This window comes from Nonomuraea sp. NPDC048826, from assembly GCF_043198225.1.
Lineage (GTDB): Bacteria > Actinomycetota > Actinomycetes > Streptosporangiales > Streptosporangiaceae > Nonomuraea.
This window is the reverse complement of the sequence record NZ_JBICUQ010000002.1, coordinates 810,285-836,216: the sequence shown is the minus strand read 5'-3', so window position 1 is coordinate 836,216 and position 25,932 is coordinate 810,285. Positions and strand designations below refer to the sequence as shown.

26 protein-coding genes are annotated in these 25,932 nt (G+C 72.2%); 2 read left to right on the top strand and 24 right to left on the bottom strand.

Going from position 1 to position 25,932, the window contains the following annotated elements; translation table 11 throughout:
• Positions 1 to 55 precede the first annotated feature (55 nt).
• The 17 genes from ACGFI7_RS09440 to ACGFI7_RS09360 all read right to left on the bottom strand — a co-directional run bounded on the left by ACGFI7_RS09440 (position 56) and on the right by ACGFI7_RS09360 (position 14,497).
• Positions 56 to 1,246 carry a trans-sulfuration enzyme family protein gene (locus ACGFI7_RS09440; RefSeq protein WP_393401341.1) on the bottom strand — a complete coding sequence of 397 codons (1,191 nt, stop codon included), beginning with the start codon at positions 1,244 to 1,246 and terminating at the stop codon, positions 56 to 58.
• Positions 1,243 to 2,253, bottom strand: coding sequence for an SseB family protein (locus ACGFI7_RS09435; protein WP_393401339.1), 1,011 nt, complete (start codon positions 2,251 to 2,253; stop codon positions 1,243 to 1,245). Before ACGFI7_RS09435 ends, ACGFI7_RS09440 begins: the two co-directional genes overlap by 4 nt.
• Positions 2,246 to 3,730 carry a hypothetical protein gene (locus ACGFI7_RS09430; RefSeq protein WP_393401337.1) on the bottom strand — a complete coding sequence of 495 codons (1,485 nt, stop codon included), beginning with the start codon at positions 3,728 to 3,730 and terminating at the stop codon, positions 2,246 to 2,248. The genes ACGFI7_RS09435 and ACGFI7_RS09430 overlap by 8 nt, the downstream gene beginning before the upstream one ends.
• A 78-nt stretch (positions 3,731 to 3,808) precedes the next feature.
• The gene (locus ACGFI7_RS09425; RefSeq protein ID WP_393401335.1) at positions 3,809 to 4,405 is read right to left on the bottom strand and encodes a dihydrofolate reductase family protein; all 597 of its coding nucleotides are present in this window, start codon (positions 4,403 to 4,405) and stop codon (positions 3,809 to 3,811) included.
• The gene (locus ACGFI7_RS09420; RefSeq protein WP_393401332.1) at positions 4,402 to 5,625 is read right to left on the bottom strand and encodes an RNA polymerase sigma factor; all 1,224 of its coding nucleotides are present in this window, start codon (positions 5,623 to 5,625) and stop codon (positions 4,402 to 4,404) included. The genes ACGFI7_RS09425 and ACGFI7_RS09420 overlap by 4 nt, the downstream gene beginning before the upstream one ends.
• Before the next feature lie 6 nt (positions 5,626 to 5,631).
• Complete coding sequence (locus ACGFI7_RS09415; RefSeq protein WP_393401330.1) at positions 5,632 to 5,988, bottom strand: YciI family protein; 357 nt, start codon at positions 5,986 to 5,988, stop codon at positions 5,632 to 5,634.
• A 131-nt stretch (positions 5,989 to 6,119) separates the two neighbouring features.
• Complete coding sequence (locus ACGFI7_RS09410; RefSeq protein WP_393401328.1) at positions 6,120 to 6,422, bottom strand: GNAT family N-acetyltransferase; 303 nt, start codon at positions 6,420 to 6,422, stop codon at positions 6,120 to 6,122.
• A gap of 157 nt (positions 6,423 to 6,579) precedes the next feature.
• A complete protein-coding gene (locus ACGFI7_RS09405) occupies positions 6,580 to 8,067 on the bottom strand; it encodes a cation acetate symporter (RefSeq protein ID WP_393401325.1) in 1,488 nt (495 codons plus the stop codon).
• Positions 8,064 to 8,444 carry a hypothetical protein gene (locus ACGFI7_RS09400; protein ID WP_393401323.1) on the bottom strand — a complete coding sequence of 127 codons (381 nt, stop codon included), beginning with the start codon at positions 8,442 to 8,444 and terminating at the stop codon, positions 8,064 to 8,066. Before ACGFI7_RS09400 ends, ACGFI7_RS09405 begins: the two co-directional genes overlap by 4 nt.
• 52 nt (positions 8,445 to 8,496) lie before the next feature.
• The gene (locus ACGFI7_RS09395; RefSeq protein ID WP_393401320.1) at positions 8,497 to 9,246 is read right to left on the bottom strand and encodes a LytR/AlgR family response regulator transcription factor; all 750 of its coding nucleotides are present in this window, start codon (positions 9,244 to 9,246) and stop codon (positions 8,497 to 8,499) included.
• 33 nt (positions 9,247 to 9,279) lie between these two features.
• Complete coding sequence (locus tag ACGFI7_RS09390) at positions 9,280 to 10,458, bottom strand: sensor histidine kinase (RefSeq protein ID WP_393401318.1); 1,179 nt, start codon at positions 10,456 to 10,458, stop codon at positions 9,280 to 9,282.
• A 3-nt stretch (positions 10,459 to 10,461) separates the two neighbouring features.
• Entirely contained in the window at positions 10,462 to 10,875 is a 414-nt protein-coding gene (locus ACGFI7_RS09385; protein ID WP_393401315.1) for an HIT family protein, read from the bottom strand.
• Between the two features lie 53 nt (positions 10,876 to 10,928).
• Positions 10,929 to 11,867 carry a YihY/virulence factor BrkB family protein gene (locus ACGFI7_RS09380; RefSeq protein ID WP_393401312.1) on the bottom strand — a complete coding sequence of 313 codons (939 nt, stop codon included), beginning with the start codon at positions 11,865 to 11,867 and terminating at the stop codon, positions 10,929 to 10,931.
• Between the two features lies 1 nt (position 11,868).
• The gene (locus ACGFI7_RS09375) at positions 11,869 to 12,744 is read right to left on the bottom strand and encodes a DUF3618 domain-containing protein (protein ID WP_393401310.1); all 876 of its coding nucleotides are present in this window, start codon (positions 12,742 to 12,744) and stop codon (positions 11,869 to 11,871) included.
• Positions 12,741 to 13,121: a phage holin family protein gene (locus tag ACGFI7_RS09370; RefSeq protein ID WP_393401307.1), complete on the bottom strand. Its 381-nt coding sequence runs from the start codon at positions 13,119 to 13,121 to the stop codon at positions 12,741 to 12,743. The genes ACGFI7_RS09375 and ACGFI7_RS09370 overlap by 4 nt, the downstream gene beginning before the upstream one ends.
• Positions 13,122 to 13,260: 139 nt before the next feature.
• Positions 13,261 to 13,425 (bottom strand): hypothetical protein, encoded by a 165-nt coding sequence (locus tag ACGFI7_RS09365; RefSeq protein ID WP_393401305.1) that lies wholly within the window; start codon positions 13,423 to 13,425, stop codon positions 13,261 to 13,263.
• 22 nt (positions 13,426 to 13,447) lie between these two features.
• Positions 13,448 to 14,497, bottom strand: coding sequence for a questin oxidase family protein (locus ACGFI7_RS09360; RefSeq protein ID WP_393401302.1), 1,050 nt, complete (start codon positions 14,495 to 14,497; stop codon positions 13,448 to 13,450).
• A 304-nt stretch (positions 14,498 to 14,801) separates the two neighbouring features.
• Here ACGFI7_RS09360 and ACGFI7_RS09355 point away from each other — a divergent pair, with 304 nt between their 5' ends.
• Entirely contained in the window at positions 14,802 to 17,780 is a 2,979-nt protein-coding gene (locus ACGFI7_RS09355; protein ID WP_393401300.1) for a DEAD/DEAH box helicase, read from the top strand.
• Position 17,781: 1 nt separating this feature from the next.
• Complete coding sequence (locus tag ACGFI7_RS09350; protein WP_393401297.1) at positions 17,782 to 18,537, top strand: SWIM zinc finger family protein; 756 nt, start codon at positions 17,782 to 17,784, stop codon at positions 18,535 to 18,537.
• 16 nt (positions 18,538 to 18,553) lie between these two features.
• Here ACGFI7_RS09350 and ACGFI7_RS09345 read toward each other — a convergent pair whose 3' ends face one another.
• The 7 genes from ACGFI7_RS09345 to ACGFI7_RS09315 form a co-directional block, all read right to left on the bottom strand.
• Positions 18,554 to 19,492 (bottom strand): diacylglycerol/lipid kinase family protein, encoded by a 939-nt coding sequence (locus tag ACGFI7_RS09345; RefSeq protein ID WP_393401294.1) that lies wholly within the window; start codon positions 19,490 to 19,492, stop codon positions 18,554 to 18,556.
• A 91-nt stretch (positions 19,493 to 19,583) separates the two neighbouring features.
• The gene (locus ACGFI7_RS09340; RefSeq protein ID WP_393401292.1) at positions 19,584 to 22,331 is read right to left on the bottom strand and encodes an immune inhibitor A domain-containing protein; all 2,748 of its coding nucleotides are present in this window, start codon (positions 22,329 to 22,331) and stop codon (positions 19,584 to 19,586) included.
• A 120-nt stretch (positions 22,332 to 22,451) separates the two neighbouring features.
• The gene (frdD, locus tag ACGFI7_RS09335) at positions 22,452 to 22,793 is read right to left on the bottom strand and encodes a fumarate reductase subunit FrdD (protein WP_393401289.1); all 342 of its coding nucleotides are present in this window, start codon (positions 22,791 to 22,793) and stop codon (positions 22,452 to 22,454) included.
• Positions 22,790 to 23,173 carry a hypothetical protein gene (locus ACGFI7_RS09330; protein ID WP_393401286.1) on the bottom strand — a complete coding sequence of 128 codons (384 nt, stop codon included), beginning with the start codon at positions 23,171 to 23,173 and terminating at the stop codon, positions 22,790 to 22,792. Before ACGFI7_RS09330 ends, frdD begins: the two co-directional genes overlap by 4 nt.
• Entirely contained in the window at positions 23,170 to 23,898 is a 729-nt protein-coding gene (gene sdhB, locus ACGFI7_RS09325) for a succinate dehydrogenase iron-sulfur subunit (RefSeq protein ID WP_393401284.1), read from the bottom strand. The genes ACGFI7_RS09330 and sdhB overlap by 4 nt, the downstream gene beginning before the upstream one ends.
• Positions 23,891 to 25,624, bottom strand: a complete 1,734-nt coding sequence (gene frdA, locus ACGFI7_RS09320; protein WP_393401282.1) for a fumarate reductase (quinol) flavoprotein subunit — start codon at positions 25,622 to 25,624, stop codon at positions 23,891 to 23,893. Before frdA ends, sdhB begins: the two co-directional genes overlap by 8 nt.
• Positions 25,625 to 25,628: 4 nt before the next feature.
• Positions 25,629 to 25,862, bottom strand: coding sequence for a hypothetical protein (locus tag ACGFI7_RS09315; RefSeq protein WP_393401280.1), 234 nt, complete (start codon positions 25,860 to 25,862; stop codon positions 25,629 to 25,631).
• Positions 25,863 to 25,932 lie beyond the last annotated feature (70 nt).

Genomic DNA, 25,932 nt, shown 5'->3' with positions numbered 1-25,932 from the left:
ACGAACGGTAGGCCGGTTCCCGCTCCCCCGCGTGCGCGAGCAGCGCGGACACCCCTCACGGGGTGATCCGCTGCAGCGCGCCGTCCAGGTCCTTGATCAGGGTCTCGGCGGGCTCCAGGCCGACCGACAGGCGCACCAGCCCCACCGGGACGCCCATGGTCACCCGCACGCTCTCCTCGACGGTCAGCGCGGGCGCGTTGACCAGGCTCTCGAAGCCGCCCCAGGACACGCCGACGCGGAAGTGGCGCAGCTCGTCCACGACGGCCGCGACCTGCGCGCGCGACTCGGTGGCCAGCTCGACGCTGAACAGGCTGGAGAAGCCCGCCATCTGGCGCGCGGCCAGCCGGTGGCCGGGGTGCGAGGGCAGCCCGGGGTGGTTGACCCGCCGGACCGCCGGGTGACCCTCCAGGAACGCCGCCACCGCCAGCCCGCGCTCCTGGTGCGCGGACATCCGCACCGGCAGCGTGCGCAGGCCCTTGACGACCTTGGCCGCGTCGTGCGGCGACATGGCGGCCCCGTAGAGCTGGTACTCGGTCAGGGCCAGCGGCCTGATCAGCCGGGACGGGCCCGCGACGACCCCGCCGACCAGGTCGCTGTGGCCGCCCGCGTACTTCGACAGCGAGTGCAGGACCAGGTCGACGCCCATGGTGAGCGGCTTCTGGAAGATCGGGGTGGACCAGGTGTTGTCCATCACGGTGACCAGGCCGTGATCGGCGGCCCACCGGGTGACGGCCGGGATGTCGAAGATCTCGTACCGCATGTACGAGGGCGATTCGAAGTAGAGCAGCCGGGTGGCCGGGGTGACGGCGCGTTCGCACGCGTCGAGGTCGCCGGCGTGGGTGTGGGCGACGCCGAACTTCTCCAGGTAGCGCAGGAACTGGGTGGTCGGCCCGTACACCGCGCCGAGCACCAGCACGTGGTCGCCCGCCGACACCAGCGAGGAGATCGTCGCGGAGATCGCGCCCATGCCGGAGGCGAAGCACTTGGCCCGCTCGGCCCGCTCCAGCGCGGCCAGCTTGCGCTGCGCCAGGTCGACAGTGGGGTTGGTGCCGCGCCAGTAGACGTACCGCTCGTCCTCGTCCTTGATCGCCTCGCCCAGCTCGGTCGCGCTCGCGAAGGTGAACAGGGAGTTCTCGAAGACCGGCGGGTTGACCGCGCCGAGGATCCAGGGCTCGTCCTCGCCGAGGCGGGCGCAGATCCAGTCGTCGTCCATCGGTCCGGTCTCATCCGGCGGCTGAGCAGTCACGGGCCGCAGACTACTCCCTGGCGGGGGCCGTTCCCGTCGAAGGCGGTGGCGTACGCGGTGCCGGGGTCGACGAGCACCCCGTAGCCCTCGGGGACGAGGGCGAGCAGGTCGCGGCCGGTGGCCGAGAAGTAGCGCGGCTCGCTCTGGCCCTTGGCCTCCGCGTACGCGGCCAGCCCCTCGGGGAGGGTGAACGCCGGGACGAGCCCCTCCCCCGGCGGGCCGACGGCGATGAACCCGGGAGTCTCGCCGGCCTCGCAGTAGAGGCGGGTGCGCGAGAAGGTCCGGAAGGCGTCCTCGCCCAGCGCGCCCACCGAGTGACCGCGGCGCAGCAGGTAGGCGAGCCAGCCGCTGCCCGCGCCGCCCCGGGAGACGGGGTTCACGCCGTCCGTGAGATCGTCGATCTCCTCCAGGGTGAAGCCGGTGACGTGCAGGAACGCGGCGAGGATCTCCTCGGGGGGCCGCTCGGCGTCCGTACGCGCGAGCACGGCGACGTGGTCGCCGCCGGGCCGGTGGGGCGTGGCCAGCGCCACCTCGTCGCCCGAGTTCAGCAGCAGGGGCAGCCAGCGGCCGCCGTCGCCGACCCGGGCGAGGTTGGCGTGGATCCGCCTGCTGAGCTCGTTCTCGTCCAGGCGCAGCCGCGCGATCGCCCGATAGCGGTCACGGTCGGGGTCGGCGGTGATCGGGGGGACCGTGAACGGCAGCTCCGGCCAGGGCCGCCTGAGATCCATCTGTTCGAGCACCCGGCGCAGGAAGTCGCGGACGTCCTGCTCGTCGTGCGGCACGGGCCAGGGCGTGGGCAGCAGTTCGACCAGCTCCTCGTCGGAGGCCAGGGCCTCTTGGAGCCCCTCGTACTCCTCCTCGCGGGTGAAACCCCTGAACGGCTCCAGGACGAGCCCTCCGGCCCTGAGGCGGGCGAGGTCGTCGTCGAGGGCCGGCTGGAACTGCAGGGTGTAGAGCAGGAAGCAGGCCACGCGGCGCCAGCCCCAGGGCGGCGGGAAATCATCCACGGTCGTATCCCTCCTTGATCACGCCGTCGAAGTCCACTCCGGAGCTTCTCAGGCGGTCGACGACCCTTTGGAGGTCTTCGGGGGCCGGATGGTAGTGGCCGCTGTGACGGGAAATCACCTTCAGCACCCCATTCTTCACTTCGAAGTCCCCGGCGCCGGCCACTTCCGCACCGCCCAGGAAGCTGGAGTGGTGGAACACGCCGACCTCGTGCTCCTTGTGCGCGTAGAGGTTCCCGTACTGGTCCATGACGAAGATGGCCCGTCCCTCCCCCGAGAAGTGGCTGCGCGCCTCGGTGGTGTCGAACAGCCTTCCGTGCACGTCGTAGAGCTTGCCGTCGTGGACCACGAGGCGCTTGCTCTCCCGTTCCGCGGCGTCCAGGTAGAGCACCCCGTCGCGGTGGTCCTCCCCCACGAACTTCCGCCCCATCGGGATCGTGGCCAGGGGCGGGCCGTCGGCGGCTGTCCGGGGCGGGGGTACGGGGGTGCCGTCGGGGAACGTGGCGCGGGCGGGCGTGAGCGCGTCCACGGCCCGGCCCGCGCGGGTGGCCGCGGCGCCGCCGCCGAGGAGGAGGTCGGGGACGAGGCGGCCGAACCAGCGGGCCGGGTCCTCCGTCAGGGTCTCCCAGTCGAGGACGGACTTGGCGAACTCCACCGGGTGACCGGCCGCGAACTCGCCCGAATCGTACGCCGCGCGGGCCCGTTCCACCGGGCCCGTCGGGTTGGTGATGAGGCCGCCGAGCGAGTGGTCCCAGCCGAAGCGGGCGGCGCCGATGGCCGCTTCCGCGACCCCCTGGGCGAAGGGCACGGCGACCCGGCCGGCGTACCCGTGGGCCAAGCCGCCCGCGCCGGGCACCAGGCCGGCCACCTGATCGGCCCAGACCTCGCCGACGCGGGACAGGGTGTCGGTGACCGCGTCCGTGGCGGTGTCGAAGACCGACCGCGGGGGCGGTTCGGGGGTGGGCGCGGGCGTGGTCTTGAGCAGTTCCTCGCGGCGGCGGCGCAGGTCGGGGCGCTGCTCCACCAGCCAGCCGCCGGCCCGGCCGATGTCCTGGCCGGGCGAGCCGTCGAGGCCCAGCCGGACCAGGGTGGCGGCCATGACCTGGCCGGCCCGCTGCCAGGACTCGCCGACCTCGGTCAGCTCGGTGTCGATGACCTGCATGAGGTCCGGGTCGCCGCCCACGAAGCCGCCGGGCGGCGCGCGCAGCGGGCCGGGCGGGCGGCGCAGGTGCGGGGCGGGCACCCCGGCCGGGTCGCCGCGCGCCGTGGCCAGCCGCTCGACCTGGTGGAACGACCGGGTGAAGGCCTGGCCGACCTCGCCGCACCGGTTCACCAGGCCGGCGTGTAACCGGGCCGCCCTGGGGCCGAGCAACGCGCCGTCGCCGAAGAGCCGGAACGCCCGGTCGAGCGCGTCGCCGTGCTCCTCGGCCAGGCGGGCGATGAGGCGCAGCGCCTGTACGGCTTCGTCCCTGCTGGGCATCGCGTATCCCCCGCGGGTCGGTGGACACGCCGAGCGTAGGAAGGGGACGCGATCGTCACCCAGCGCTATGCCCGTTTTCTATGGGGCCGGGTGCGGGGTGGGCCGGTAGACGAGCTCCTGGGTGCGGCCGTCGAGGGTCCGGCTCTCCAGCAGTTCGAGGTCGAAGTCGGCCGCGCCCCGCAGGACCGGCTGCGTCCCGGTCCTGCCGCTGATCACCGGGAAGATCGTCACCTGGACCCGGTCGACCAGGCCGGCGGCCAGCAGCGCCCGGTTCAGCGACAGGCTGCCGTGCGAGCGCAACGGCACGTCGGACTCCTCCTTGAGCCGGGCGACGACCTCGACGGCGTCACCGTTGACGACGGTCGCGTCCGGCCAGTCGAGGGGCTCCGTGAGCGTGGACGACACCACCGTCGTCGGCATGTTGCGCATCCGGGTGACCCACGGGTCGCCGACCCCGTACTCCTCGTCGTCCGACGCGAGCATCTCCACGAACTGCCGGAAGGTGGTGGCCCCGAAGACCATCCGCTGCTCCTGGCCGAACAGGGCGAGCCGGTGGGCGAGCAGCTCGGTGCCCTGCTTGCCCCAGTAGCCTCCCCAGTCGCCGTCGCCGTCGCCGTCGTAGGAACCGTAGCCGTCGAGGGTGGTGAAGATGTCGTAGGTGTAGCTCGCGGTCATGTCGTTCTCCTCGGGTGGGATTCGTCGGTGGCCTCCTGTGCCAGACGCGTCCGTCGCGTCTCCAGGAAGGCCCGTTCGGTGTCGTTGGCGGTCAGGGTGATCGCCTCGTCGTAGGCGGCGACGGCCTCGGCGGTGCGGCCCAGGCGGGCCAGGAGGTCGGCGCGGGTGGCGGGCAGCAGGTGGTAGCCCGGCAGGTCCAGCTCGTCGACGGCGGCCAGCGCCGCCGCCGGTCCGTGCACCTCGGCGACGGCGACCGCGCGGTTCAGCGCCACGACGGGGGTCGGGGTGTGCCGCAGGAGCTGGTCGTACAGCGCCAGGACCTGCTTCCAGTCGGTCGCGGGCCCGTCGGTGTGCACGGCGTTGATGGCGGCCTGCAGCTGGTACGGCCCGGGCTGGTCGCGGCGCAGGCACCGGCGTACCAGCTCGTGGCCCTCGGCGATCAGCTCCCGGTTCCACGACGACCGGTCCTGCTCCGCGAGCGGGACCAGCTCGCCGGAAGGCCCCACCCGCGCGGGGCGCCGGGCCTCGATGAGCAGGAGCAGCGCCAGCAGCCCCAGCACCTCGGGCTCGCCGGGCATCAGCTCGGCCAGCTCCCTGGCCAGGCGGACCGCCTCCAGGCACAGGTCCGTGCGCAGCAGCTCTCCCGACGTGGACGTGTACCCCTCGTTGAAGATCAGGTACAGCACGGCGAGCACCGAGGTCAGCCGATCGGGCAGCTCGGCGGGGCCGGGCACCCGGAAGGGGATGCCGGCGTCGCGGATCTTCTTCTTCGCGCGCACGATCCGCTGGGCGACGGTCGTATCCGGCACCAGGTAGGCGCGGGCGATCTCCGTCACCTCCAGCCCGCCGAGCAGGCGCAGCGTGAGCGCGGTCCGCGCGAGCGGCGACAGCGCCGGATGGCAGCAGGTGAAGATCATGCGCAGCTGGTCGTCGCGCACCGGCCCCACCTCCGCCGGCTCGGCGGGCTGGTGCAGCAGGAGCGCCTGGGCGTGGCGGGCCTCACGGGTGGACTCCCGGCGCAGGCGGTCGATCGCCCGGTTGCGCGCGGTGGTCACGATCCACCCGCCGGGATTGGGCGGCAGCGCCTCGCGCCACTTGTCGGCGGCCACCGCGAACGCGTCCTGCACGGCCTCCTCGGCGAGCCCGATGTCACCGAGCACCCGCGTCAGCGTGGCCACGCACCGGCCGTACTCCGTCCGGTAGACGCCGTCCAGATCCATCCGCGCTCATCCCCACAGGGCGTCCGTGAACGGACGCACCTCGACCGGGGACCCGCAGGCCAGCACGCACTTCCGCGCCCAGGCCAGCGCCTGGTCGAGGTCGTCGCACCGGATCACCCAGAACCCGCCGAGCTGCTCCTTCGTCTCGGCGAAAGGGCCGTCGGTCATCGTCGTCGTGCCGGCCTCAGGACGTACGACCGTGGTCGCGTGCGAGGGCTGCAGGCCGCCCACGAACACCCAGCACCCGGCGGCCCGCATCTCGTCGGTGACCGCGTCCGTCCGGGCCATCTGCGCCCGCATCTCCTCGTCGGGCAGCGGCGGCGCGGTCTCGTCGTACTGGACGGCGAGCAGATATTTCGTCATGTCGAACTCCTCGGCGGGTCTTCAGGTGAGCGGCCTCTCACTCTGGCCTCTCACTCTGGCCTCTCACCTTGGCTACGAACGGGTCCGACGCCATTCGACACCGCCGCGGAGAAATTCTTCGGAGCTTGGCGCTACGGGCTCACGTAGTGGTGAAGCAGCGCGGGCTCACCGGCGGCATCGATCCAGCCGGCGCGGCTGCTGCTCACCCTGCGCCAGCCCGAATGCTCGTAGAACGCGATGGCCGCCTCGTCTTCGGCGGAGACCTCCAGCTTGAGCGGCCCGCGCACGGCGGCGCGGACGGAGCCGAGCAGTCCGGCGGCCAGGCCGCGCCCACGCGCCGCCGGGGTCACGAACAGACGCGTGACCTCACCGTCCCTGGTGAGACCGACGTGGCCCAGCACCGCGCCGGCCCGGGTGGCGATCCAGGCTGACATCAGATCGGCGGGGCTCAGCCAGCCCCGGGGGGTCGTCCGGCCAGTTCGCCGGATAGCGGTCGGCGTCATGGACCTGCGCGAGCGCCTCGACGCAGGCATCCAGGTCCGCGGGGTCTCTGGGACGGATCAGCATGCGGGCAAGCCTAGAACCCACTCGTCAGGAGGAGCGGGGGCGCCAGTCGCCGCGGTCGAGGTCGAGGTTCTCCGGGGTGTGCAGGCGGACCATGATCGTGGCCACGCCGCGGGGCACGCGGTGCTGGGTGACGAACGAGACCACCGCCATCACCAGGAACGCGATGGGCACCGTCCACGCCGCGGGCTGGGCCAGCAGCGCTCCCAGCATGCCGTCGTACGGGCCGCCGGTGATGGTGACGAGCACGGACAGGCAGGCCAGCCCGCCGCCCGCGTAGAGTCCCGCCAGCGCGCCGGTCGTGGAGAGCTTGCGCCACCAGATGCCCAGCACCAGCAGCGGGCAGAAGGACGAGGCGGCCACCGCGAACGCCAGCCCGACCACGTCGGCCACCGGCAGCGCCCGCGCCCACAGGGCCAGCGCCAGCGGCACCGCGACCGCCATCAGGGTGGCGATCCGGAACGAGCGCACGCCGCCCTTGAGCAGGTCCTGCGCGATCACCCCGGCCACGGAGACGGTCAGCCCGGAGGAGGTGGACAGGAACGCGGCGAACGCCCCGGCGGTCACCAGCGCCGTCAGCAGGTCGCCGAGCGTGCCTCCGATCATCCGGGCGGGCAGCGTCAGCACCACGGTGTCCGTGCGGATCAGGTCGGGGGCGTACAGCCTGCCGAGCCACCCGTACAGGGCGGGCAGCAGGTAGAACGCGCCGAGCAGCGACAGCACGACGAGCGTGGTGCGGCGGGCGGCCCGCCCGTCGGGGTTGGTGTAGAAGCGGACGAGCACGTGCGGCAGCCCCATCGTGCCCAGGAACGTGGCCAGGATGAGCGAGTACGTCGAGTAGACCTCGTACTCCCGCGACCCGCCCAGCGGGGTGAGCCACACCTGGGCGTCCTCGGCGCTCAGCGCGGGCGCCCCGTCGGACTTCCAGGCGAGCAGCAGGAACACCACCGGCACGGCCAGCGCGGTCAGCTTCAGCCAGTACTGGAACGCCTGCACGAACGTGATGGAGCGCATGCCGCCCGACAGCACGTTGAGCACCACCACGCCCGCGACGAGCAGCCCGCCCGCCCACACCGGCGCGCCGGTGATGGTCCGCAGCACCAGGCCCGCGCTCTGGAACTGCGGCATGAGGTAGAGCCAGCCGATGAGCACGACGAGCACGCTGGCGGTGCGCCGCACCGCCATGGACTCCAGCCGGGCCTCGGCGAAGTCGGGCAGCGTGTACGCGCCGGACCGGCGCAGCGGCGCCGACACCAGCACGAGCAGCACCAGGTAGCCGCCGGTCCAGCCGACCGGCAGCCAGAGCATGTCGATGCCGTACGCCAGGATGAGCCCCGCGACGCCCAGGAACGAGGCCGCCGACAGGTACTCGCCGCCGATCGCGGAGGCGTTCCACAGCGGGCTGACCGTGCGGGAGGCGACGTAGAAGTCGGAGGTCGTGCGGGAGACGCGGATGCCGAACGCGCCGATGAGCACGGTCGCCACCACGACGATGACGACGGCGGCCAGGCTCATGAACGGTCGACCAGGTCGGCGAAGTGGCGTTCGTTCCGTTCGGCCTGGCGCACGTACAGCCAGGCACCGATGACGAAGGCGGGGTAGATCAGCCCCGCCAGCACGGCCCACGGCAGGGGCACGCCGAGCACGTGCACCTCGGTCAGGTCGGGGATGAGCAGGAACAGCAGCGGCAGCCCGAACACCAGGCAGGCCAGCACGGTGCAGACGAACATGGCCAGCCGGAACTGGGTGCGCAGCAGCGAGCGCATGTAGACCTCGCCGAGATGCGTCTGCTCGTCGATCTCCCGGGTCGCCGGATAGCGGGGCCGGCGCGCGGCGGCGGTGCGCGGGCTGGTGACCGCGACCCGGCGGCCGTGACGGGGTTCAGGGCTCACTGAGTTCTCCTGGGGCAGTGGCTCACTAGGATCTCCCCATCCGGTGGGCGGCTCATTCCGGCCTGTTGCGCCTGGCGCGGCGGACGAGCAGGTCGCGCAGCTCCCGGGTGTGGCGGCGGCTGACGGGGATCTCGGTGTCGCCGACCCGGACCGTGCACCTGCCGGAGTCGATGTGCAGCTCCACGATGTGCTTGACCGCCACCAGGTGGCTGCGGTGCACCCGGATGAACCCGGCCGCCGCCCACCGCTCCTCCAGCGTGGCCAGCGGGATGCGCACGAGGTGGCTGCCGGTGGCGGTGTGCAGGCGGGCGTAGTCGCCGTGCGCCTCCACGTAGATGACGTCGGCGCTGGACACGAACCGGGTCACGCCGCCCAGCTCGACCGGGATCGTGTCGGTCTCGCCGCTGTCGACGGGCACGTCGGCCGAGACCGCCACCCGCCTGATCGCCTCGGCCAGCCGTTCCGGCCGCACGGGTTTGAGCAGGTAGTCCTCGGCCTTGATCTCGAACGCGTCGACGGCGTGCTCCTCGTACGCGGTCACGAACACCACCCTGGGCGGATTGGCGAACTGGGACAGCAGCCGGCCCAGCACCACCCCGTCGAGGCCGCGCATCCTGATGTCGAGGAAGACGGCGTCGATCGGCCGGCCTTCGGCGATGGCCCGGTCCAGCAGGCGCAGCGCCGCCGCCCCGTCGCGCGCGGTGGCCACCTCGCCGATGCGCGGGTCGGCGCGGAGGAGGTAGGAGAGGTCCTCCAGGGCCGGAAGTTCGTCGTCCACCGCGAGGACCCGAAGTTGCGCCATGTACAGTGATAAAACCGACAACAAAGATCCAGGTCAACGGGCTGAGACGCCTGGGTGATATTTCGGCAACCTGACGTTGACCTTCGTGCCCGCTCCGCGTCCCGTCTCGACCACGAGCCCGTACTCGTCGCCGTACACCTGACGCAGCCGTTCGTCCACGTTGGCCAGCCCGACGCCGCCCGCTGGAGCGATCTCACCTGCGAGAATGCGCCGCAGCCTGTCGGGGTCCATGCCGAGCCCGTCGTCCTCGACGCTGATGCGGCACTCGGCGCCGGCGTCCTCGGCCATGATCGCGATGCGGCCGACGCCGTCCTTGCTCTCCAGGCCGTGCCTGACGGCGTTCTCGACGAGCGGCTGCAGGCACAGGAACGGCACCGCGACCGGCAGCACCTCCGGCGCGATGCGCAACGTCACCTGGAGCTGGTCGCCGAAGCGGGCGCGCTCCAGGATCAGGTAGCGGTCGATGGAGCGCAGCTCCTCGGCGAGCGTGGTGAACTCGCCGTGCCTGCGGAAGGAGTAGCGGGTGAAGTCGGCGAACTCCAGCAGCAGCTCCCTGGCCCGCTCCGGGTCGGTGCGGACGAACGAGGCGATCGTGGTGAGCGAGTTGTAGATGAAGTGCGGGGAGATCTGCGCGCGCAGCGCCCGCACCTCGGCCTCCATCAGCAGCGTGCGCGAGCGGTCCAGCTCGGCCAGCTCCAGCTGGGAGTCCACCCAGCCCGCCACCTCCTGGGCGGCGCGGACCAGGCCGGCGGAGGCATGCTGGCCGTAGGCGGCGAGCGCGCCGACCACCCGGTCGTCGGTGGTCAGCGGCACCACCACGGCCTGCCTGACGGGGCATTCGAGCAGGTCGCAGGAGACGCTGAGCACCTGGGTGCGGCCGTCCTGGAGCGTCGCCCTGGCGTGCTCGAACGCCTCCTCCGCGTGATGCTCGCCCTCGCCGTCGTACACCAGCAGCCGCTCGCCGTCGGTGATCGCCAGCGCGGGCGAGCCGAGCAGCCGGCGCAGGTGGCGCGAGGCCCGCTCGGCGCCGTCGGCGGTCAGCCCGGCGCGCAGCGGCGGCCCCGCGAGCGAGGCGGTGTGCAGAGTCTCGAACGTGGCGCGCTCGGCCGGGCTGGTGCCCAGATCGCGCCGGCCGCGCATGACCCGCCAGAGCACGAACGCGGGCACGGCGACGATCGCCGCCACGACCGCGATGCCGACCAGGAGCTCCACGGCTCACCCCGCGGCGAGCGCGCCGGCGACGCGGCCGGCGTAGTCCTGCGCCTCCTCGGGGGAGGCGTACTTGGTGCGCGGCCAGAAGAAGCCGCGCAGGCCGTCCTTCGGGTTGCGCGGGACGACGTGCACGTGCAGGTGAGGGACGCTCTGGCTGACGCGGTTGTTCATCGCCACGAACGTGCCGCCCGCGCCGAGGCCGTCCTCGACCGCGCGGGCCATGGCGCGCACCCGGTCGAAGAACGGGCCGACGTCGGCGAGGTCGGTCAGCGTCTCGACGTGCGTCCGCGGCACCACGAGCACGTGGCCCTTGAAGACCGGGCGGGTGTCGAGGAACGAGACGGCCACCTCGTCCTCGTGGACCAGGGTGGCGGACCGCTCCCCGGCGATGATCTCGCAGAACAGGTCGGTGCTCACCGGCGAACCCTACTCCACGGTCACCGCCGGGGTCGCCTCCTCCGGCCCGGTCCTCACCCCGGCAGCGAATCGGGCTTCGGCGGATCCCTGGGGATCGCGTACGGTTCCTGCTCGGCGGGTTTGCCCTCGGCCACCCGGCGCTCCCGCATCAGCTCGGCGTCGAGCTCCGCGCCGAACAGCAGCGCCATGTTCGACAGCCACAGCCAGATCAGGAAGACCACGACCGTCGCCAGCGTCCCGTACGTCTTGTTGTAGGACCCGAAGTTGGCCACGTACACGGCGAAACCGGTCGAGACGATCAGCCACAGGACGACCGCCAGCAGCCCGCCGGGTGTCAGCCAGCGCACCCCGGGCTGACGCACGTTCGGCGACGCCCAGTACAGCACCATGATCAGACCCACCGCGATCAGCCCCAGCACCGGCCACTTGGCGATGTTCCAGACGGTCACCGCGGTGTCGCCGAGGCCCAGCATGTCGCCCACGACGCGGGAGAGCGAGCCGGTCAGGGTGACCGCGACCGCGGCGGCGGCCATCAGGACCATCAGCATGACGGTGAGCCCGAGGCGGAGCGGGGTGAGCTTGTAGAACGGGCGGCCCTCCTCGATGTCGTAGATCTGGTTGCACGCCCTGATGAAGGCCGCGATGTAGCCGGACGACGACCACAGCGCGACCGCCAGGCCGATGATGGCGGCCAGGCCGGGCCGGTTGGCCTCCTGGACGCCCTGCAGGCCCTCGGTCAGCAGGTCACGGACCTCCGCGGGGGCCAGCGTGACCACGTTCCCGAAGAGCGCGCTCGCGTTCTGCTGGCCGAAGAAGCCGAGCAGCGATACGAGCACGATCAGCGCCGGGAAGATCGACAGCACCGCGTAGTAGGTGAGCGATGCGGCCAGGTCCGGGACGCGGTCACGCTGGAACTCCACGGCGGTGCGCTTGACGACGCGCCACCAGGACTTGCCTGTCAGGTCGGTGGGATTCTCGGGGGTCGCGTTCACATCAGGCCCGACGGCTCCACTTCGCCCGCCAGGAGGTGGCCGCCCGGCGACGTCTCCTGGCCCGGCGCACGAGCACCGCGACGACCGCGCCGGCCACCGCGACCAGCATCACCGGCCGCTTGGCGCCCTGCCCGGGCGCGGCCTCGTAGGCCTTGGCCCGCAGCTCACCGGCCGTGCCGGTCATCTCGCTCGCCTTGGCCTTGGCCGTGCCGGTCATCTCGCTCGCCTTGGCCTTGGCCGTGCCGGTCATCTCGCTCGCCTTGGCCTTGGCCGTGCCGGTCATCTCGCTCGCCGCGGCCCTGGCCTTGGCGGTGGCGCTCGCGGCCATGGTGCCGGCCCGCTCCTTGGCGGCCACGGCCGCGTCGGCCGCGCGGCTCTTCACGTCCGCCTTGTGGGCCAGCGCGCTCACCGTCTCGCCGAGCTCACGCCGGGTCTCCCTGATGCTGGCCCGGACCTGTTCCTCCTCGTCCTCGCCCCCGTCCGGCTCGCGCCGGTGGCCCGGGTGGCCGGTGACGGGCATCCCGGTGGTGGCCGCCCCGGTCTGGTAGGGAGTGGTGTTCTCGGGGGAACGCCCCGTGCCGGCCGACGTGCCGCCTGTGCCGCTTGTGCCGCCGCCGCTTGTGCCGCTCAGCGACTCCTCCTCGACGGACCGTGAACGCACCGCGTCCGTGCGGTCGTCGGGCTCCGGGGCCTCGGGGACGAACGTCTCGTGCGCCTCGCGGCGGGCCTCCGCCTCGTGCGCGTTCTCGGCCGCGCCCGGGCGGGTGGGCGGCACGTTGATGGATTCGGGGTCGGTGGGGGTGCCGACCGTGGCCCTGCGGGATCCCACCTCTCCCGCTGGCAGGTCGTCGGAGTAACCCGGGTTCGTCTCGCTCATCGGTGTGCTCCCTCCTTCACCGCGTCGATGTCGGCCTTGACGCTCGCGATCGTCTCCTCGGGGACGGGCGGCGTGGCCTTCTGGACCTGCTTCTTGCCGGCCATGCCCAGCACCGCCGCCGCGGCGAGCAGCACCACGGCCACGATCGCGGCCGCCAGCCACGCCGGCATGACCAGCGCGAGGAGCAGCACGATGGCGGTCACGAGCACAGCGCCGCCGAAGAGCCCGACGATGCCCGCCGCGCCGACGACTCCGGCGCCGAGACCGGCACGCTTGCCCTTCCGCGTGAGTTCGAGCTTGGCAAGCCTGAGCTCGTCCCTGACGAGCCGGGAGACCTGCTCGGACAGGTCGCTCACTAGTTTCTGAGTGTCGTTCACGACGTCGCCTCCTCCGTCGAGGAGTGCGCCTACCCACCCATTCCGCCTTCTATCACGCCCTATCAGGCAGGTGATCAGCGGCGATTCCGGGCAGCGCGAGGCCGCGCGACCCCTCGGGGGCCGCGCGGGGGCAGGGGTATCAGCGCTTGGCGGCGCGCAGCAGGAAGTCGACGACCTTCACGACGGGCGACTGAGGAGCCTCGCACCAGTTGTCGGGCCGCTTCGGCTTGCTCCACGGAGAGGGAAGCTCGCACGAGGGAGCCTGCGGCTTCGGTCGCTCGCACCACGATCCGGGAGGATTCATGCTTTCAGTCTACAACCGGGCATCACGCTTTCACTTTCAACGGCTCGATGGAGGTGGACGCGCGTACGACCGCCGCGAGGGCGTCCGGGTCGGCGGTGCGCTCGTACACGTCCAGCGCCGTGTCGGCGAGCTTGATCACGTGCTCGTCGCCGTGGGCGACGGCCCGCTCGAACACCTCACGCGCCTCCTCCGGCGCCGCAGGCAGTTCCCGCCGGTCCGCGGCCCCCGCCGGTCCGTACGCGGCCGTCACCGCGGCGGCGGCGGCCCACGCCGCGTCGAGGCTCGGCGCCCAGAGGGCGGAGGGCAGGGCGGGCAGGGTACGGAGCACCGCCGTCGGGGCGGTCGCCGCATGGATCAGCATGACGGGTGAGCCGTGCGCGTGCGTGAGGTAGCGCAGCGTGGCGGCGTCGGCCAGCGCGGCCAGCCGGTCCCGGGCCTCGTCGGCGGTCGCCGCCGGAGCGAGCGCGGTGACCGACGACTCCCAGCCATCCGTGCCCGCGAGCTGGTCGAGCCGGTGGTTGATGCCCAGGCTCTGGTCGGGCACCCGCGGCACCCCGGCCAGCGCACCCGACGGGCCCGCCGTGCCGGACGGCCGGACCGCCCCGGCCATCGGCTGCCAGCGCGCCGCCCAGTACCCGAGCGCCTGCCCCAACTCGGCGAGCCGCGGCCCGTCCACCGACTCCAGCAGGGCGTGCACCGCGTGACCGGTGCGGATCACCCCATGGGTCGCGCCTGCGGCGATGCCGGGCAGCAACCGGGGCCACCACTCCCCCAGCACCTCCCGCCACGGCCGCTCCGCCGTCTCCCGCTCGAAGTGCCGCAGCCAGTCGCCGAGCCGCCGCGCGTCGCCCAGCGCCTCACGCCAGTCATCCCCGATCGCGCGGCTGCCGGCGGGCGCCTCCTCCAGCCGGGCGGTGTACGCGTCGAGCCAGCGGTGCACCACGCGGGCCTGCCCCCGCCTGACCATCGACTCCACCGCCATCGGGCCATGATTGCTCAGCCAGCCGTCGAACTCGGGGCCGGTGCGGTGCAGCCGCTCGAACGCTTCTTCCAGGGTGCCGGTGTCATCCATGCCCCGGACGCTAACCCAGCCCCACCCGCCCGCGCCTCCGTCCCCGGACCCACCCACCCCTCCTCCCTTCGGCCTACGGCAATCAGCCACCGGGGTCGGGCGGCCCGCCGGGGCTGTGAGGCTGCACGGCCCGGCCGCGCCCCTGCCCGCCGGAGGCCCGCCGGGATCCGTACGCCCTGCGTGTCCGCCACTCGCGGGTGCGGCCGGCCCTCTGGGGTGTGAGACCCGCCGCTCGACAAGGCCGGTAAGGGGCGGGTGGGCCGGGGGTGGGCCCGGTGGCCGTGGGGGGCGGTAGCCTGCCGAGGTGCTGGTCGTACACGGGGTCTGGGCGGGTGATGGGGTCGCCTTCTGGGCTGAGCAGCCTGTGCGGGCGGCGGGCGGGCGTGACGCGCATCCGTTCGCCGCACCGGTGCCCGCGCTGGTGGAGGAGCTGGGGCTCGATGAGGCGGATGCGCGGGAGCTGACGTTGCTGCTGCCGGGGACGGCCAAGGAGCCGGTGCCCTCGCCCGAGACCGGGCGGCAGTCGGCGGTGTCACGGCCTCGGCTGCGCGGGTGGCGGGTGCCTGCCGTGGTGCCGTCCGTCGCCGAGACGCTGCGGGTGGCAGGCGGTTACGACGGCAGCGCCACCGTACGCCACTGGGCCGCCGTCGCCGGGTTCGCCCGCGATCTCGTACGGCGCGGCCGGGTGATTCCTCAGCTGGCGCCCTCCCCGGGTCCGGCAGGGACGCCCGCCGACCCGCAGCGGGCCTGCCGCGCGGTGTGGGAGCCGGTCATCACCCGGGGCGACGCGACGTACTTCGAGGAACTGGCCCTGGCCATGCCGCCCGCCTGCCGCACCGGCGCGGCGGAACAGTCCTCCGGCGAGGTGTTGCTGGAGGCGCTCGAAGCCTTCACCGACGCGCTCGTCCGCGCAGCCTTGACGGAGCCGACCGGCGGGCGGGCCGTGACGGCGCGGGAGCGGTGGGCGGGGGCGCTGTCCGGTCCCGACGGTGCGTGCCCGGATGATCCTGGTCTGCGGGAGGAGCTGACCCGCTGGCGTGACGCGGTGCTGAGCGCCGAGGGCTCCGTACGGGTGTGCTTCCGCCTGATCGAACCGGACGTCACGGACGCGCTGGAGCCGACCGGCCCGGACGCGGACGGCCACCGCCCCGCGGACCGCGAGCTCCGCGACGAACCGGATGAGGTCCGGGAGTGGCGGGTGGAGGTGGCGTTGCAGGGGGTGGAGGATCCGAGTCTGTACGTGCCGGCCGCCAAGGTGTGGGGCGGGGAGTCGGTGGCCGGGGCGGCGGAGCGGGAGCTGCTGGCCGGGCTGGGTCGGGCCGTGCGGTTGTATCCCGAGCTGGAGCGGGCGTTGCGGGTGGCCGAGCCGGACGAGCTGGTGCTCGACACCGCGGGCGCGTTCGGCTTCCTGAAGGAGGCGGCGCCGCTGTTGCAGGCTGCCGGGTTCGGGGTGCTGCTCCCCCGCTGGGCGGGGCGGAACCGGCTGGGGTTGAAGGTGACGAGCCGGAGCCGGGGGCCGGGCGCGGTCGCCGGACAGGGGCTCGGGCTGCGTGATCTGGTGGACTTCCGGGTCGACCTGGCCGTGGCCGGGGAGACGATCGGCGAGGAGGAGCTGGCGGAGCTGGCCCGGCTGAAGGTGCCGCTGGTGCGGGTGCGCGGCCGGTGGGTGGAGCTGGACGAGCGGCAGCTGGCGGCCGCGCTGCGGGTGGTCGGCGGCGAGCGGACCGGCGCGGTCCCGGCGGCCGAGCTGCTGCGCCAAGTGATCCGCGGCGACGGTGAGCTGCCGCTGCTGGAGGTGGACGCCGACGGGGTGCTGGGCGATCTGCTGTCGGGCGACACGGAGCGCCGGCTGCGGCCGATGGCGACGCCGGCGGGCATCGACGCCGTGCTCCGCCCCTACCAGGAGCGCGGGCTGGCCTGGCTGAGCTTCCTGTCGGAGCTGGGGCTGGGCGGGGTCCTCGCCGACGACATGGGGCTGGGCAAGACGATCACCACGCTGGCGCTGCTGGTGCACGAGGGGCGGGGGCCGACGCTGCTGGTGTGCCCGATGTCGCTGCTGGGCAACTGGCAGCGGGAGGCGGCCAGGTTCGCGCCCGGCCTGCAGGTCTGCACCTATCACGGGCCGGGCCGCGACCCCGCGCTGATCGCCGGCGCCGATCTCGTCCTGACCACGTACGGCACGGCGCAGCGGGATCTGGCGGCGCTGCGCGAGGTGAGCTGGCGGCGGGTGGTGTGCGACGAGGCGCAGGCGATCAAGAACAGCGGCACCCTCCAGGCCAGGGCGGTCCGGGCGATCCCGGCCGCGCACCGGCTGGCGCTGACCGGCACCCCGGTGGAGAACCACCTGGCCGAACTCTGGTCGATCATGGAGTTCGCCAACCCGGGGCTGCTGGGGACGCGGGCCGGGTTCAGGGAGCGGTTCCAGGAGCCGATCGAGGCGCGGCAGGACGAGCAGGCGGCGGAGGCGCTCAGACGGGCGACGGGGCCGTTCGTGCTGCGGCGCGTCAAGACCGACAAGTCGGTGATCACGGACCTGCCGGAGAAGCTGGAGATCAAGGAGTGGTGCCCGCTCACCACCGAGCAGGCGTCGCTCTACCAGGCGGTCGTGGACGACATGCTGAGCAAGATCGACGGCAGTGAGGGCATCGAGCGGCGCGGGCTGGTGCTGGCCACCATGGCCAAGCTCAAGCAGGTCTGCAACCACCCGGCCCACCTGCTCAAGGACGGTTCCCGGCTGGCGGGCCGGTCGGGCAAGCTGCAGCGGCTGGAGCAGCTCACCGAGGAGATCCTGGCCGAGGGCGAGAAGGCGCTGCTGTTCACCCAGTACGCCGAGTTCGGCGCGATGCTGCAGCCCCATCTGGAGCGGCGGCTGGGCCGGCCGGTGCTCTGGCTGCACGGCGGGCTGCCGAAGAAGGCCCGCGACCGGCTGGTGGACCGCTTCCAGGGCGACGACGAGCCGATGCTGTTCCTGCTGTCGCTCAAGGCCGCGGGCGTGGGGCTCAACCTGACCGCCGCGAGCCACGTGGTGCACGTCGACCGCTGGTGGAACCCGGCGGTCGAGGACCAGGCGACCGACCGCGCCTTCCGCATCGGCCAGCGCAAGAACGTCCAGGTGCGCAAGCTGATCTGCGCGGGCACGCTGGAGGAGCGCGTGGACGAGCTGATCGAGCGCAAGAAGGCGCTGGCCGAGCGGGTGGTGGGCGCCGGCGAGGACTGGCTGGCCGACCTGTCGACGCGGGAGCTGCGCGAGGTGTTCCGGCTGACGTCCGAGGCGGTGGTGTGAGATGGAGTACGGCAGCCCGATCCGGGTGGAGGGCGGCATCCGCGCCCGGTCCAGGCGTGGCGCGATCGGCTCGGCGTGGTGGTCCAGGCGGTTCATCGACATCCTGGAGCGGATCTGCGACCGGGGCCGCCTGTCGCGCGGGCGCGGCTACGCCAGGGCCGGGCAGGTGCTGTCGATCGACCTGTCGCCGGGCCTGGTGTCGGCGTCCGTGCAGGGTTCGCGGCGCGTCCCGTACGAGGTGACGATCGCGATCGAGGCGTTCGGCGAGGAGCGCTGGGCCCGCCTGGAGCGGGCGATCGCGGAGCAGGCGGTCTACCGCGCCAAGCTGCTGGCCGGGGAGATGCCGGAGGAGATCGAGGAGTTGTTCGCCGCGCTCGGCGTCGACCTGTTCCCGCGCGACCTGGACATGGACTGCTCCTGCCCCGACTGGGGGTTCCCGTGCAAGCACGTGTCGGCGGTGCTCTACCTGCTGGCGGAGTCGTTCGACGAGGACCCGTTCCTGGTGCTGGCGTGGCGCGGGCGGGGGCGGGCGGAGCTGCTGGGCTCGCTCGCCGCCCGGCCCGCCGCCGGGGTCCCGGAGGTGGCCGACGTGCCGTTCGCCGAGCGGCTGTCGGACTTCTACGCGCCGGGCGGCGGCGCGCACCCGCCGGAGCGCCGTCCGGCGGCCCCGGACCTGCTGCCGCGCCTCTTCCCGCCGCCCGCCGACCTCGCCGCCCCGATCATGGCCGCCTACCGCCGGCTCGGCGAAGACGGCTGACGAAGGCGGCGGAAGGTCAGCGGTCCTCGAAGTCGGCGGGGACCATGACGCGGACGCCGTTGGGCACCACGCGGAGCCTGATCGGGGTGCGCAGCCGGACCTCGCCGTCGACGTCGGCGGCCATCGGCGGATCGGTCTCCAGCAGCATCTCCCGCCCGGTCACGAACGGCCCGCCCGCGAGGCTGCGCCACCGGCCGGTGGTGGCGCGGGCCAGGGTCTCGACGAGCAGGCGCAGCTTCTTGCCGGAGCCGAGCTGGTAGGCGACGAGCATGCCGTTGTCGATGCTGATGTCGCGGGCCACCTGCCAGCCGCCGTGGAAGCGGCCGTTGGCGATGTTGAGCTGGTGGGTGAGGAGCTCGTGGCGCTGGCCGTCGACCGTGATGTAGGCGCGGAACGGGCGGTGGCCCGGCAGGATCGTGAGCGCGGTCAGCGGGTAGGCGGGCCGGCCCACCCACCGCTTCAGCCACGGCTTGACCTTGCCGGCCACCTCCACCGACACCCCGAAGCTGGCCAGGTTGGCGAACGGCCGGTCGTCGGCCATGCCGAGGTCGATGTCGGCCACCTTGCCGGTGGCGAACACCCGGATCGCGCCCGCGAGGTCGAGCGGCAGCCCGAGGCTGCGGGCGAAGTTGTTGGTCGTGCCCAGCGGCAGCACGCCGAGCGCCACGTCGCGGTGGGCGACGTGACGTACGGCGGAGGAGAGCGTGCCGTCGCCGCCGCCGACGATCAGCAGGTCGGGCCCCGTCGCCAGGGCCGTGTCGAGCAGCTCGCGCAGCCGCTTCGGGTTGTAGACGCCGATCTCGGCGAGGGGCTCGAAGCCTGTCTTGTGGAGCTGCTCGATCACTTCGAAGAAGTGGCGGCGGCCACGGCGCGAGCGAGTGTTGATCACCACTGCCACGCGGCGATCCTTGAGGATCGCGGCGGTGTGCTCGGCCTTGGTGCGCAGTTCGCTCATGGTCATCAATCGTAGGCGCACCCGGCGCCGCCCACGCCCGCATCCGCCGCCGCCGGGAAGGGCCGCCGGGGGTCCCGGCGGCCCTTGGTGATCACTTCTTCGGCGGGGTCACCTGGATGATGGCGGCCAGGTCGCCGGGGAGCGGCGTGACCAGCTTGATCTTCACGCCGAGCGCCTTGCCCTCGTCACCGGGGTTGCCGGAGCCGAGCACGTGCCCGCCGCCGATGTCGGTGCCGTAGAGCTCGGTGGCGGGGGTGCCGTCCACGTTCACCACGCGGGTGCTGTACGGCTGGTCGCCCTTGGAGGGGACCACCGTGGAGGCGTCGAAGTCCCGGTAGAACAGGCCGCCGTCCTGGAGTTCCAGGCCGGGGTACCAGGTCTTGGCGTCGGTGAACTCCTTGACGCCCTTGAGCGCGCCGATCTGCGTGCAGTACTCGCTGAACGGCTCGTCCGGCGCCTCCAGGCACTCCTTGAGCGGGTAGGTGTTCTTGAACGAGAACGCCGCGTTGGAGGTCTGGGTGCGGCCTTCCATGTTCTTGTGCCTGGTCGGGTCCTTCTCGGCCGCGGTGCCGGTGCGGCGCAGCGGGTCGAAGTGGGAGTCGACGAGCAGCAGGGTGCCCTTGGAGCCGATGCTCGGCAGCGCCTCCAGGTTGTTCACCAGCACGTTGTTGGTGTAGGTCGAGTCGCGGTACCAGACCAGCAGGCCGGGCGCGTTGTACTTGACCTTCTCCACCTTCCACGCGCCGTCACGCGAGTAGTTGGTGTCGTAGGCGTACTGCAGGCCCTTGTCGAACCCGTCGAAGTTGCGCCACTCGGCGAGGTAGAACCGCTGGATCTCACGCTCGCCGTTGTTGATCGTCCAGCCCTGGCCGCTGGTGTTGGTGAACGTGCCGCCGACGGCCCGCCAGCCGTTCTCGCCGCTCTCGACGTCGTCGCTCCACACGGCGGTGCCGTCGCTGGTGAGCTGGAAGTCGTCGGCGTGCCAGCCGCGCGGCGTGAAGGCCGCGTCGGTGTTGTACACCAGCCGCAGCTTGATCGTCTGGCCGGCGAACGGGGTCAGGTTGACGTAGTCGTGCCGCCAGCCGTTGGTGTCGCCGGTGATGCCGTACTTCTTGTTGCCGAAGGTGGCGAGGTTCTTGTTCGGGTCCGGGTAGTCGTCCGGCGTGGTGATCTCGTTGCCGGCCTCGTCGAAGACCTTCTGCTGGGCCCAGGTCTGGCCGCCGTCGGTGGACACCTCGACGAAGCCGAAGTCCCAGTCGGACTCGATCTCGTAGTTGTTCCACATCCAGAACCGCACGTCGGAGCCCGCGGGCACCGGGACGTCGCGGCTCACCGAGATGTTGGCCCACTCCTGGTCCATGCCGGACCACCAGGCGTTGCTCCCGCTGTGCGGGTCGACCATCTTGAGCGGCTCGGAGGCGAGGTTCACCCGGACGCCGTCCTGGGTGAGCTTGGGCGTGCGGGACGCCTGGCCGACGGTGACGAGGCTCTGCCGGTCACCCGGGTCGAACACCTTCGGGTTGGCCCAGCCGAGCACCCACTTGTCCCACAGTCCCATGTGGGTGGGCATCGACTGGAAGATCGGGCCGGAGTGTGAGCCGCTGGACATCAGGTCCCAGAAGTCCACCGCGGAGCTGCCCGCGCCGGAGGTGTCGTACAGGTCGGGCAGGCCGAGGTCGTGGCCGTACTCGTGGGCGAAGACGCCGACGCCGGAGTCCTCGGGCTGCACGATGTAGTTGGAGATCTTCATGTCGGTGCCGGGCACCTGGTAGCCGCCGGCGACCGCGCTGGAGTGCGCCCAGATGGCGTAGGTACCCTCGGCGCCGCCGTCGGAGGACTTGTCCTTGCCGGCGTGGACCAGCACGAGGTGGTCGATCACGCCGTCGGGCTCGGCGAAGTTGCCGTCGCCGTCGGCGTCGGAGACGTCCTCGAGGTCGTAGTCGGCCCACGGGAAGTCGGGCTGGGTCTGGGCCAGCACGTCGACGGCGTCGATGGCGAGCTGGCCGGCGCCGAGCGGGTTGTCCGGGTGGCCGGACATGTCCTGGACGGGGCCGCCGCAGGCCGCCGCGCCGTACCACGCCTCGGAGTGCGGGGCCTTGATCCAGCCGACGGCGGAGCCGGTGACGGAGTAGGCGCCCTTGGACATCTCCTCGTACATCTTCTTCAGCGTGAAGCCGGAGATGTCGATGCCGGGCTTGCCGTCGCGCGGGTCCTTGAGGTCCTTGCGGACGCGCTCGGTGATGCCCTTGTCGGTGTAGAGCATCTTGTTGAAGTGCTCGGGGCTGAAGTCCTTGACCCAGAAGGAGTTGTTGTCCTTCTGCGGCAGCGTGGCCGGGTCCGGGATCTTGTTGTGCAGCGGGCCGTTCTTGAGGGTGCCGGGCGGCTCGACGAGGCAGTCGTCGGGCGCGCTGTCGACGGTCCGCAGCCGGTTGAACCCGGAGAAGTCGTCGTTGGCGTTCTCGTTGAACTCGACCAGCAGCGTCAGCAGCTTGGCGGTCCTGGTCTGCTTGGACTTCTTGAAGATGAAGTCGGCGGGGTTGCGACCGGTCCGCAGGGCCTCCTGCTCGCGGGCGGCGAGCACCCGGGCCGCCGCCGGGTTGCCCATGCTGAACTTCTGGTCGATCTCGCGCGCCCGGGACCGTGAGCGCTTGTTGCTGCCCGGCACGCCCGGATCCTCGGGCGTGGCCTCGTCGCGGGGCGGGGCGTAGTTGATGTAGTAGTCGGACGGACCCGGCTCGTAGCGCGCCACGGAGGACGCTTGCGCGCTGGGCACCACCAGAGCGGCGCCGAGCATGGCTACTGCCGGGATCGCGACTAACAGGCGCGTCTTTCTAGGCACCAAGTACCCCTTCTGCCCGGGGTCACCGGGCCGATGGCCGGAGGGTTGCACAGCCGGACGGTAGACCCCGGATAAACAGGGCGTAAAGACGCGCGTTGAAATGTCACGAAACAAGGACATTCACCACAGCAATAACGCCGCCGTCAAGCCACCTCCCAAGGCGCCGCCGTAGCAGAGGAGGGCGATCGGTATATCGAATCGCGCCAGACCCAGCAGTTCCTCGCTGGTGTGGCGGATCCGGTGCGCGGCGTGGAAGAGGCAGAGCGTCAGCACCGCCACCAGCACCACCCGCACGAGCACCGGGTCGAGCAGCGCGGACAGGCGCGCGGCCGACGGCCAGTCGAGCACGCCGAGCGGCATGAGCACGCCGAACAGCAGCACGAGCACCGGCAGCAGCAGCGCCGCGGCCACGCCGCCGCCGCTGAACAGCAGCCACAGGTAGGCCTCCGCCCGCCGTCTCACGGCGACCTCAGCACGACGTACGCGACGACGGCGGAGACCAGCAGCCAGGCCGAGTGATTGCCGCCCTGGATCATCCAGGCCGGCACCCGCCAGCCGTCGAGCCGCACCACGGTGGCCTTCGGCGCGAGGTTGAGGAACGTGAGCGCGTGGAAGCCGGTCGCGGCCAGCGCCACCACGTTGATCGCGATCATCCACGGCTGCCCGGCGAGCGCGACGAAGTCGTCGTACCCGCCGCCGGCCAGCGCGGCGATCATCATGAGCAGGAAGGCGACCGTCCAGGCGACGAACACGCTGGTCAGCTCGCGGAGCACGAAGAGCGTGTAGCGCCGGGAGCGGGCGAACCAGAGCCGGTCCCGGCCGCGGACGTAGGTCTCGGTCATCGCCGGCTCCACGGCAGCACCGAGCGGAGCGCGGCGGTCAGCTTGTAGCGCTGGATGGCCTCCGCGGGATCCACGTGCTTGGGGCAGGCGTTCGTGCACTCGCCGACGAACGTGCACCCCCAGACGGCCTCCTCCTGGCCGAGCACGTCGAACCGGTCGCCCATGTCGCGCGAGTCCAGGTTGTAGCGCTGCGCCAGCGCGATCGCCGCGGGCCCGAGGAAGTCGGGGTCGAGCACGTACACCGGGCAGGCCGAGTAGCAGAGCATGCAGTTGATGCACATGCTGTACTGCTTGTAGGCGTCGAGCTGGGCCGGGGTCTGCGCGTACTCGGTGGTCAGCGGCAGCTCCTCGCCCTCCCTGACCAGCCACGGCCGCACCGACGACAGCTTGGCCAGGAAGTCGTCGATGTCGACCACCAGGTCCCTGATGACCGGGAACCCCTTCAGCGGCTCGATCCTGACCGGCCCTTCCCCGTACTCGGTGAGGAAGGTCCCGCACGTCAGCCGGGGCTCGCCGTTGACGGTCATGCCGCACGAGCCGCAGATGCCCATCCGGCACGACCAGCGGAACGACAGCGTGCCGTCCAGCCGGTCCTTGACGTAGGTGAGCCCGTCGAGCACGGCCCAGTCGGACATGAGCGGCACCTCGTACGACTCGAACACCGGCTCGGTGTCCTGCCCCGGCCGGTACCGGGCCACCTCCAACCGGATCGACTCCTCAGTCACGGCCGTAGACCCTTTCCCCTGGCGGCCAGCGGGTGATGGTGACGGGCAGCAGCCCCACCGAGGGGGTGCCGTCGGGGGCGCGGTGGACCAGCGAGTGCGCCAGGTAGGCGCCGTCGTCCCTGGCCGGGAAGTCGGTGCGCTGGTGGGCCCCGCGCGACTCCTGCCGGTTGAGCGCGCAGGCCACGATGGTCCGCGCCACGTCGATCATGGCCCGCAGCTCCAGCAGGTTGATCAGCTCGGTGTTGAAGGTGGTGCTGGTGTCGTCGACGCGCGCCTCCAGCGCGCGCTCGCACAGCTCGGCGAGGGTGTCGGCGGCCTTGGCCAGCACGTCGCCGCCGCGGTAGATGCCTGCGGCGCCTTCCAGCGTGTGCTGCATCTCCTCGCGCAGGCCGGCGATGCGCTCGCCGTTCGCGCGGCCCTCGCGGGCGCGGGTCAGCCGCCGCCGCTCGTCGTCGCCCTGGCTGCGCACCGCGGGCGGCTCGCCCTCGCGGTGGGCGCGGGCGAACCCGGCGGCGGCGATCCCGGCCCGCCGGCCGAAGACGAGAATCTCCGGCAGCGAGTTGGAGCCGAGCCGGTTGGCGCCGTTGATGCTCACGCAGGCGGTCTCCCCCGCCGCGTACAGACCCGCGATCGGGGTGGCCCCGTCGAGGTCGGTGTGCACGCCGCCCATCATGTAGTGCACCACCGGGCGGACCGGGATGAGGTCGGTGGCCGGGTCGAGGTTCTGGTAGCTGCGGCACAGCTCGCGCACGAACGGGATGCGGTGGTCGATCTTGTCCTCGCCGAGGTGGCGCAGGTCCAGATAGACGACGGGCCCGTACGGGGTGTCGACGGTGCGTCCTTTGCGCTGCTCGTGCACGAACGCCTGGGAGAGCCGGTCGCGCGGGCCCAGCTCCATGCTGCGCAGCTTCGGGGCGGGGGTGGGCTTGCCCAGGTCGTAGTCCTGGAGGTAGCGGTAGCCGTCCTTGTTGATCAGCCAGCCGCCCTCGGCCCTGGCCGCTTCGGTGATGAGGATGCCGGTGAACGGCAGCCCGGTCGGGTGGTACTGGATGAACTCCATGTCCTTCAGCGGCGCCCCCGCCCGGTAGGCCAGGGCCATGCCGTCGCCGGTCTTGATGGCCGCGTTCGTGGTGAAGGGGAAGGCCCGGCCGCAGCCGCCGGTGGCCAGGATGACGGTCCTGGCGGCGATCGCCTCGACCCGGCCGGTCCTGATGTCGACGGCGACCACGCCGTGCACCCGGCCGTCGTCAACGATGAGCTGGGTGACGTACCACTCGTCGTATCGCACTATGTCGGGATATTTCAGGGTGGTCTGGAAGAGCGTGTGCAGCAGGTGGAACCCGGTCTTGTCGGCCGCGTACCAGGTGCGCATCCGCTTCATGCCGCCGAACGGGCGCACGGCGACCCGCCCGTCCGGCTCCCTGCTCCACGGGCAGCCCCAGTGCTCCAGCTGGATGAGCTCCCGGGGCGCCTCGGCCACGAACGCCTCGACCGCGTCCTGGTCGCACAGCCAGTCGCCGCCGGAGATCGTGTCGTAGCAGTGCTCGTCGAGGGTGTCGCCGGCCCCGATCACCGCGGCGGCCCCGCCTTCGGCGGAGACCGTGTGGCTGCGCATCGGGTACACCTTCGACACCACGGCCACGGTCAGGGCCGGGTCGGTCTCGGCGACCGCGAGAGCGGCGCGCAGGCCGGCCCCGCCGCCTCCGACGATGAGCACGTCGATCATGCGATCAGCTCCCGCGGTCGGGCTGGGTCGGGTCCTTCACCCGCTTGCCGTCATGGCGGACGGCGGACAGGTGGATGCTGCCGTCGTGGTACTCGTGCCGGATCCTGCGGCAGCCGCAGTCGAAGAGCTGGTCGCGGATGACCAGGCCGTAACCGTCGTCGTCGACGAGTCGTTCGCCCGCCGACTTCTTCCCACAGGGGGCAGTCTCGGGGGAAAAGGGGATCTTCGTGCCTGTCATCGCCGATCTCCTTAGATAGGCGACTGAATGGGCGGATCGTCACATCAACCCAAGCACCGGGACCTCGTAC

What these genes read in the sequence shown, in the direction of transcription:
- ACGFI7_RS09430 (WP_393401337.1), bottom strand. Translation starts at nt 3,730, where the DNA reads ATGCCCAGCAGGGACGAAGCCGTACAGGCGCTGCGCCTCATCGCCCGC.
- ACGFI7_RS09425 (WP_393401335.1), bottom strand. Translation starts at nt 4,405, where the DNA reads ATGACCGCGAGCTACACCTACGACATCTTCACCACCCTCGACGGCTAC.
- ACGFI7_RS09420 (WP_393401332.1), bottom strand. Translation starts at nt 5,625, where the DNA reads ATGGATCTGGACGGCGTCTACCGGACGGAGTACGGCCGGTGCGTGGCC.
- ACGFI7_RS09415 (WP_393401330.1), bottom strand. Translation starts at nt 5,988, where the DNA reads ATGACGAAATATCTGCTCGCCGTCCAGTACGACGAGACCGCGCCGCCG.
- ACGFI7_RS09410 (WP_393401328.1), bottom strand. Translation starts at nt 6,422, where the DNA reads ATGTCAGCCTGGATCGCCACCCGGGCCGGCGCGGTGCTGGGCCACGTC.
- ACGFI7_RS09405 (WP_393401325.1), bottom strand. Translation starts at nt 8,067, where the DNA reads ATGAGCCTGGCCGCCGTCGTCATCGTCGTGGTGGCGACCGTGCTCATC.
- ACGFI7_RS09395 (WP_393401320.1), bottom strand. Translation starts at nt 9,246, where the DNA reads ATGGCGCAACTTCGGGTCCTCGCGGTGGACGACGAACTTCCGGCCCTG.
- ACGFI7_RS09375 (WP_393401310.1), bottom strand. Translation starts at nt 12,744, where the DNA reads ATGAGCGAGACGAACCCGGGTTACTCCGACGACCTGCCAGCGGGAGAG.
- ACGFI7_RS09365 (WP_393401305.1), bottom strand. Translation starts at nt 13,425, where the DNA reads ATGAATCCTCCCGGATCGTGGTGCGAGCGACCGAAGCCGCAGGCTCCC.
- ACGFI7_RS09360 (WP_393401302.1), bottom strand. Translation starts at nt 14,497, where the DNA reads ATGGATGACACCGGCACCCTGGAAGAAGCGTTCGAGCGGCTGCACCGC.
- ACGFI7_RS09350 (WP_393401297.1), top strand. Translation starts at nt 17,782, where the DNA reads ATGGAGTACGGCAGCCCGATCCGGGTGGAGGGCGGCATCCGCGCCCGG.
- ACGFI7_RS09345 (WP_393401294.1), bottom strand. Translation starts at nt 19,492, where the DNA reads ATGAGCGAACTGCGCACCAAGGCCGAGCACACCGCCGCGATCCTCAAG.
- ACGFI7_RS09330 (WP_393401286.1), bottom strand. Translation starts at nt 23,173, where the DNA reads ATGACCGAGACCTACGTCCGCGGCCGGGACCGGCTCTGGTTCGCCCGC.
- frdA (WP_393401282.1), bottom strand. Translation starts at nt 25,624, where the DNA reads ATGATCGACGTGCTCATCGTCGGAGGCGGCGGGGCCGGCCTGCGCGCC.
- ACGFI7_RS09315 (WP_393401280.1), bottom strand. Translation starts at nt 25,862, where the DNA reads ATGACAGGCACGAAGATCCCCTTTTCCCCCGAGACTGCCCCCTGTGGG.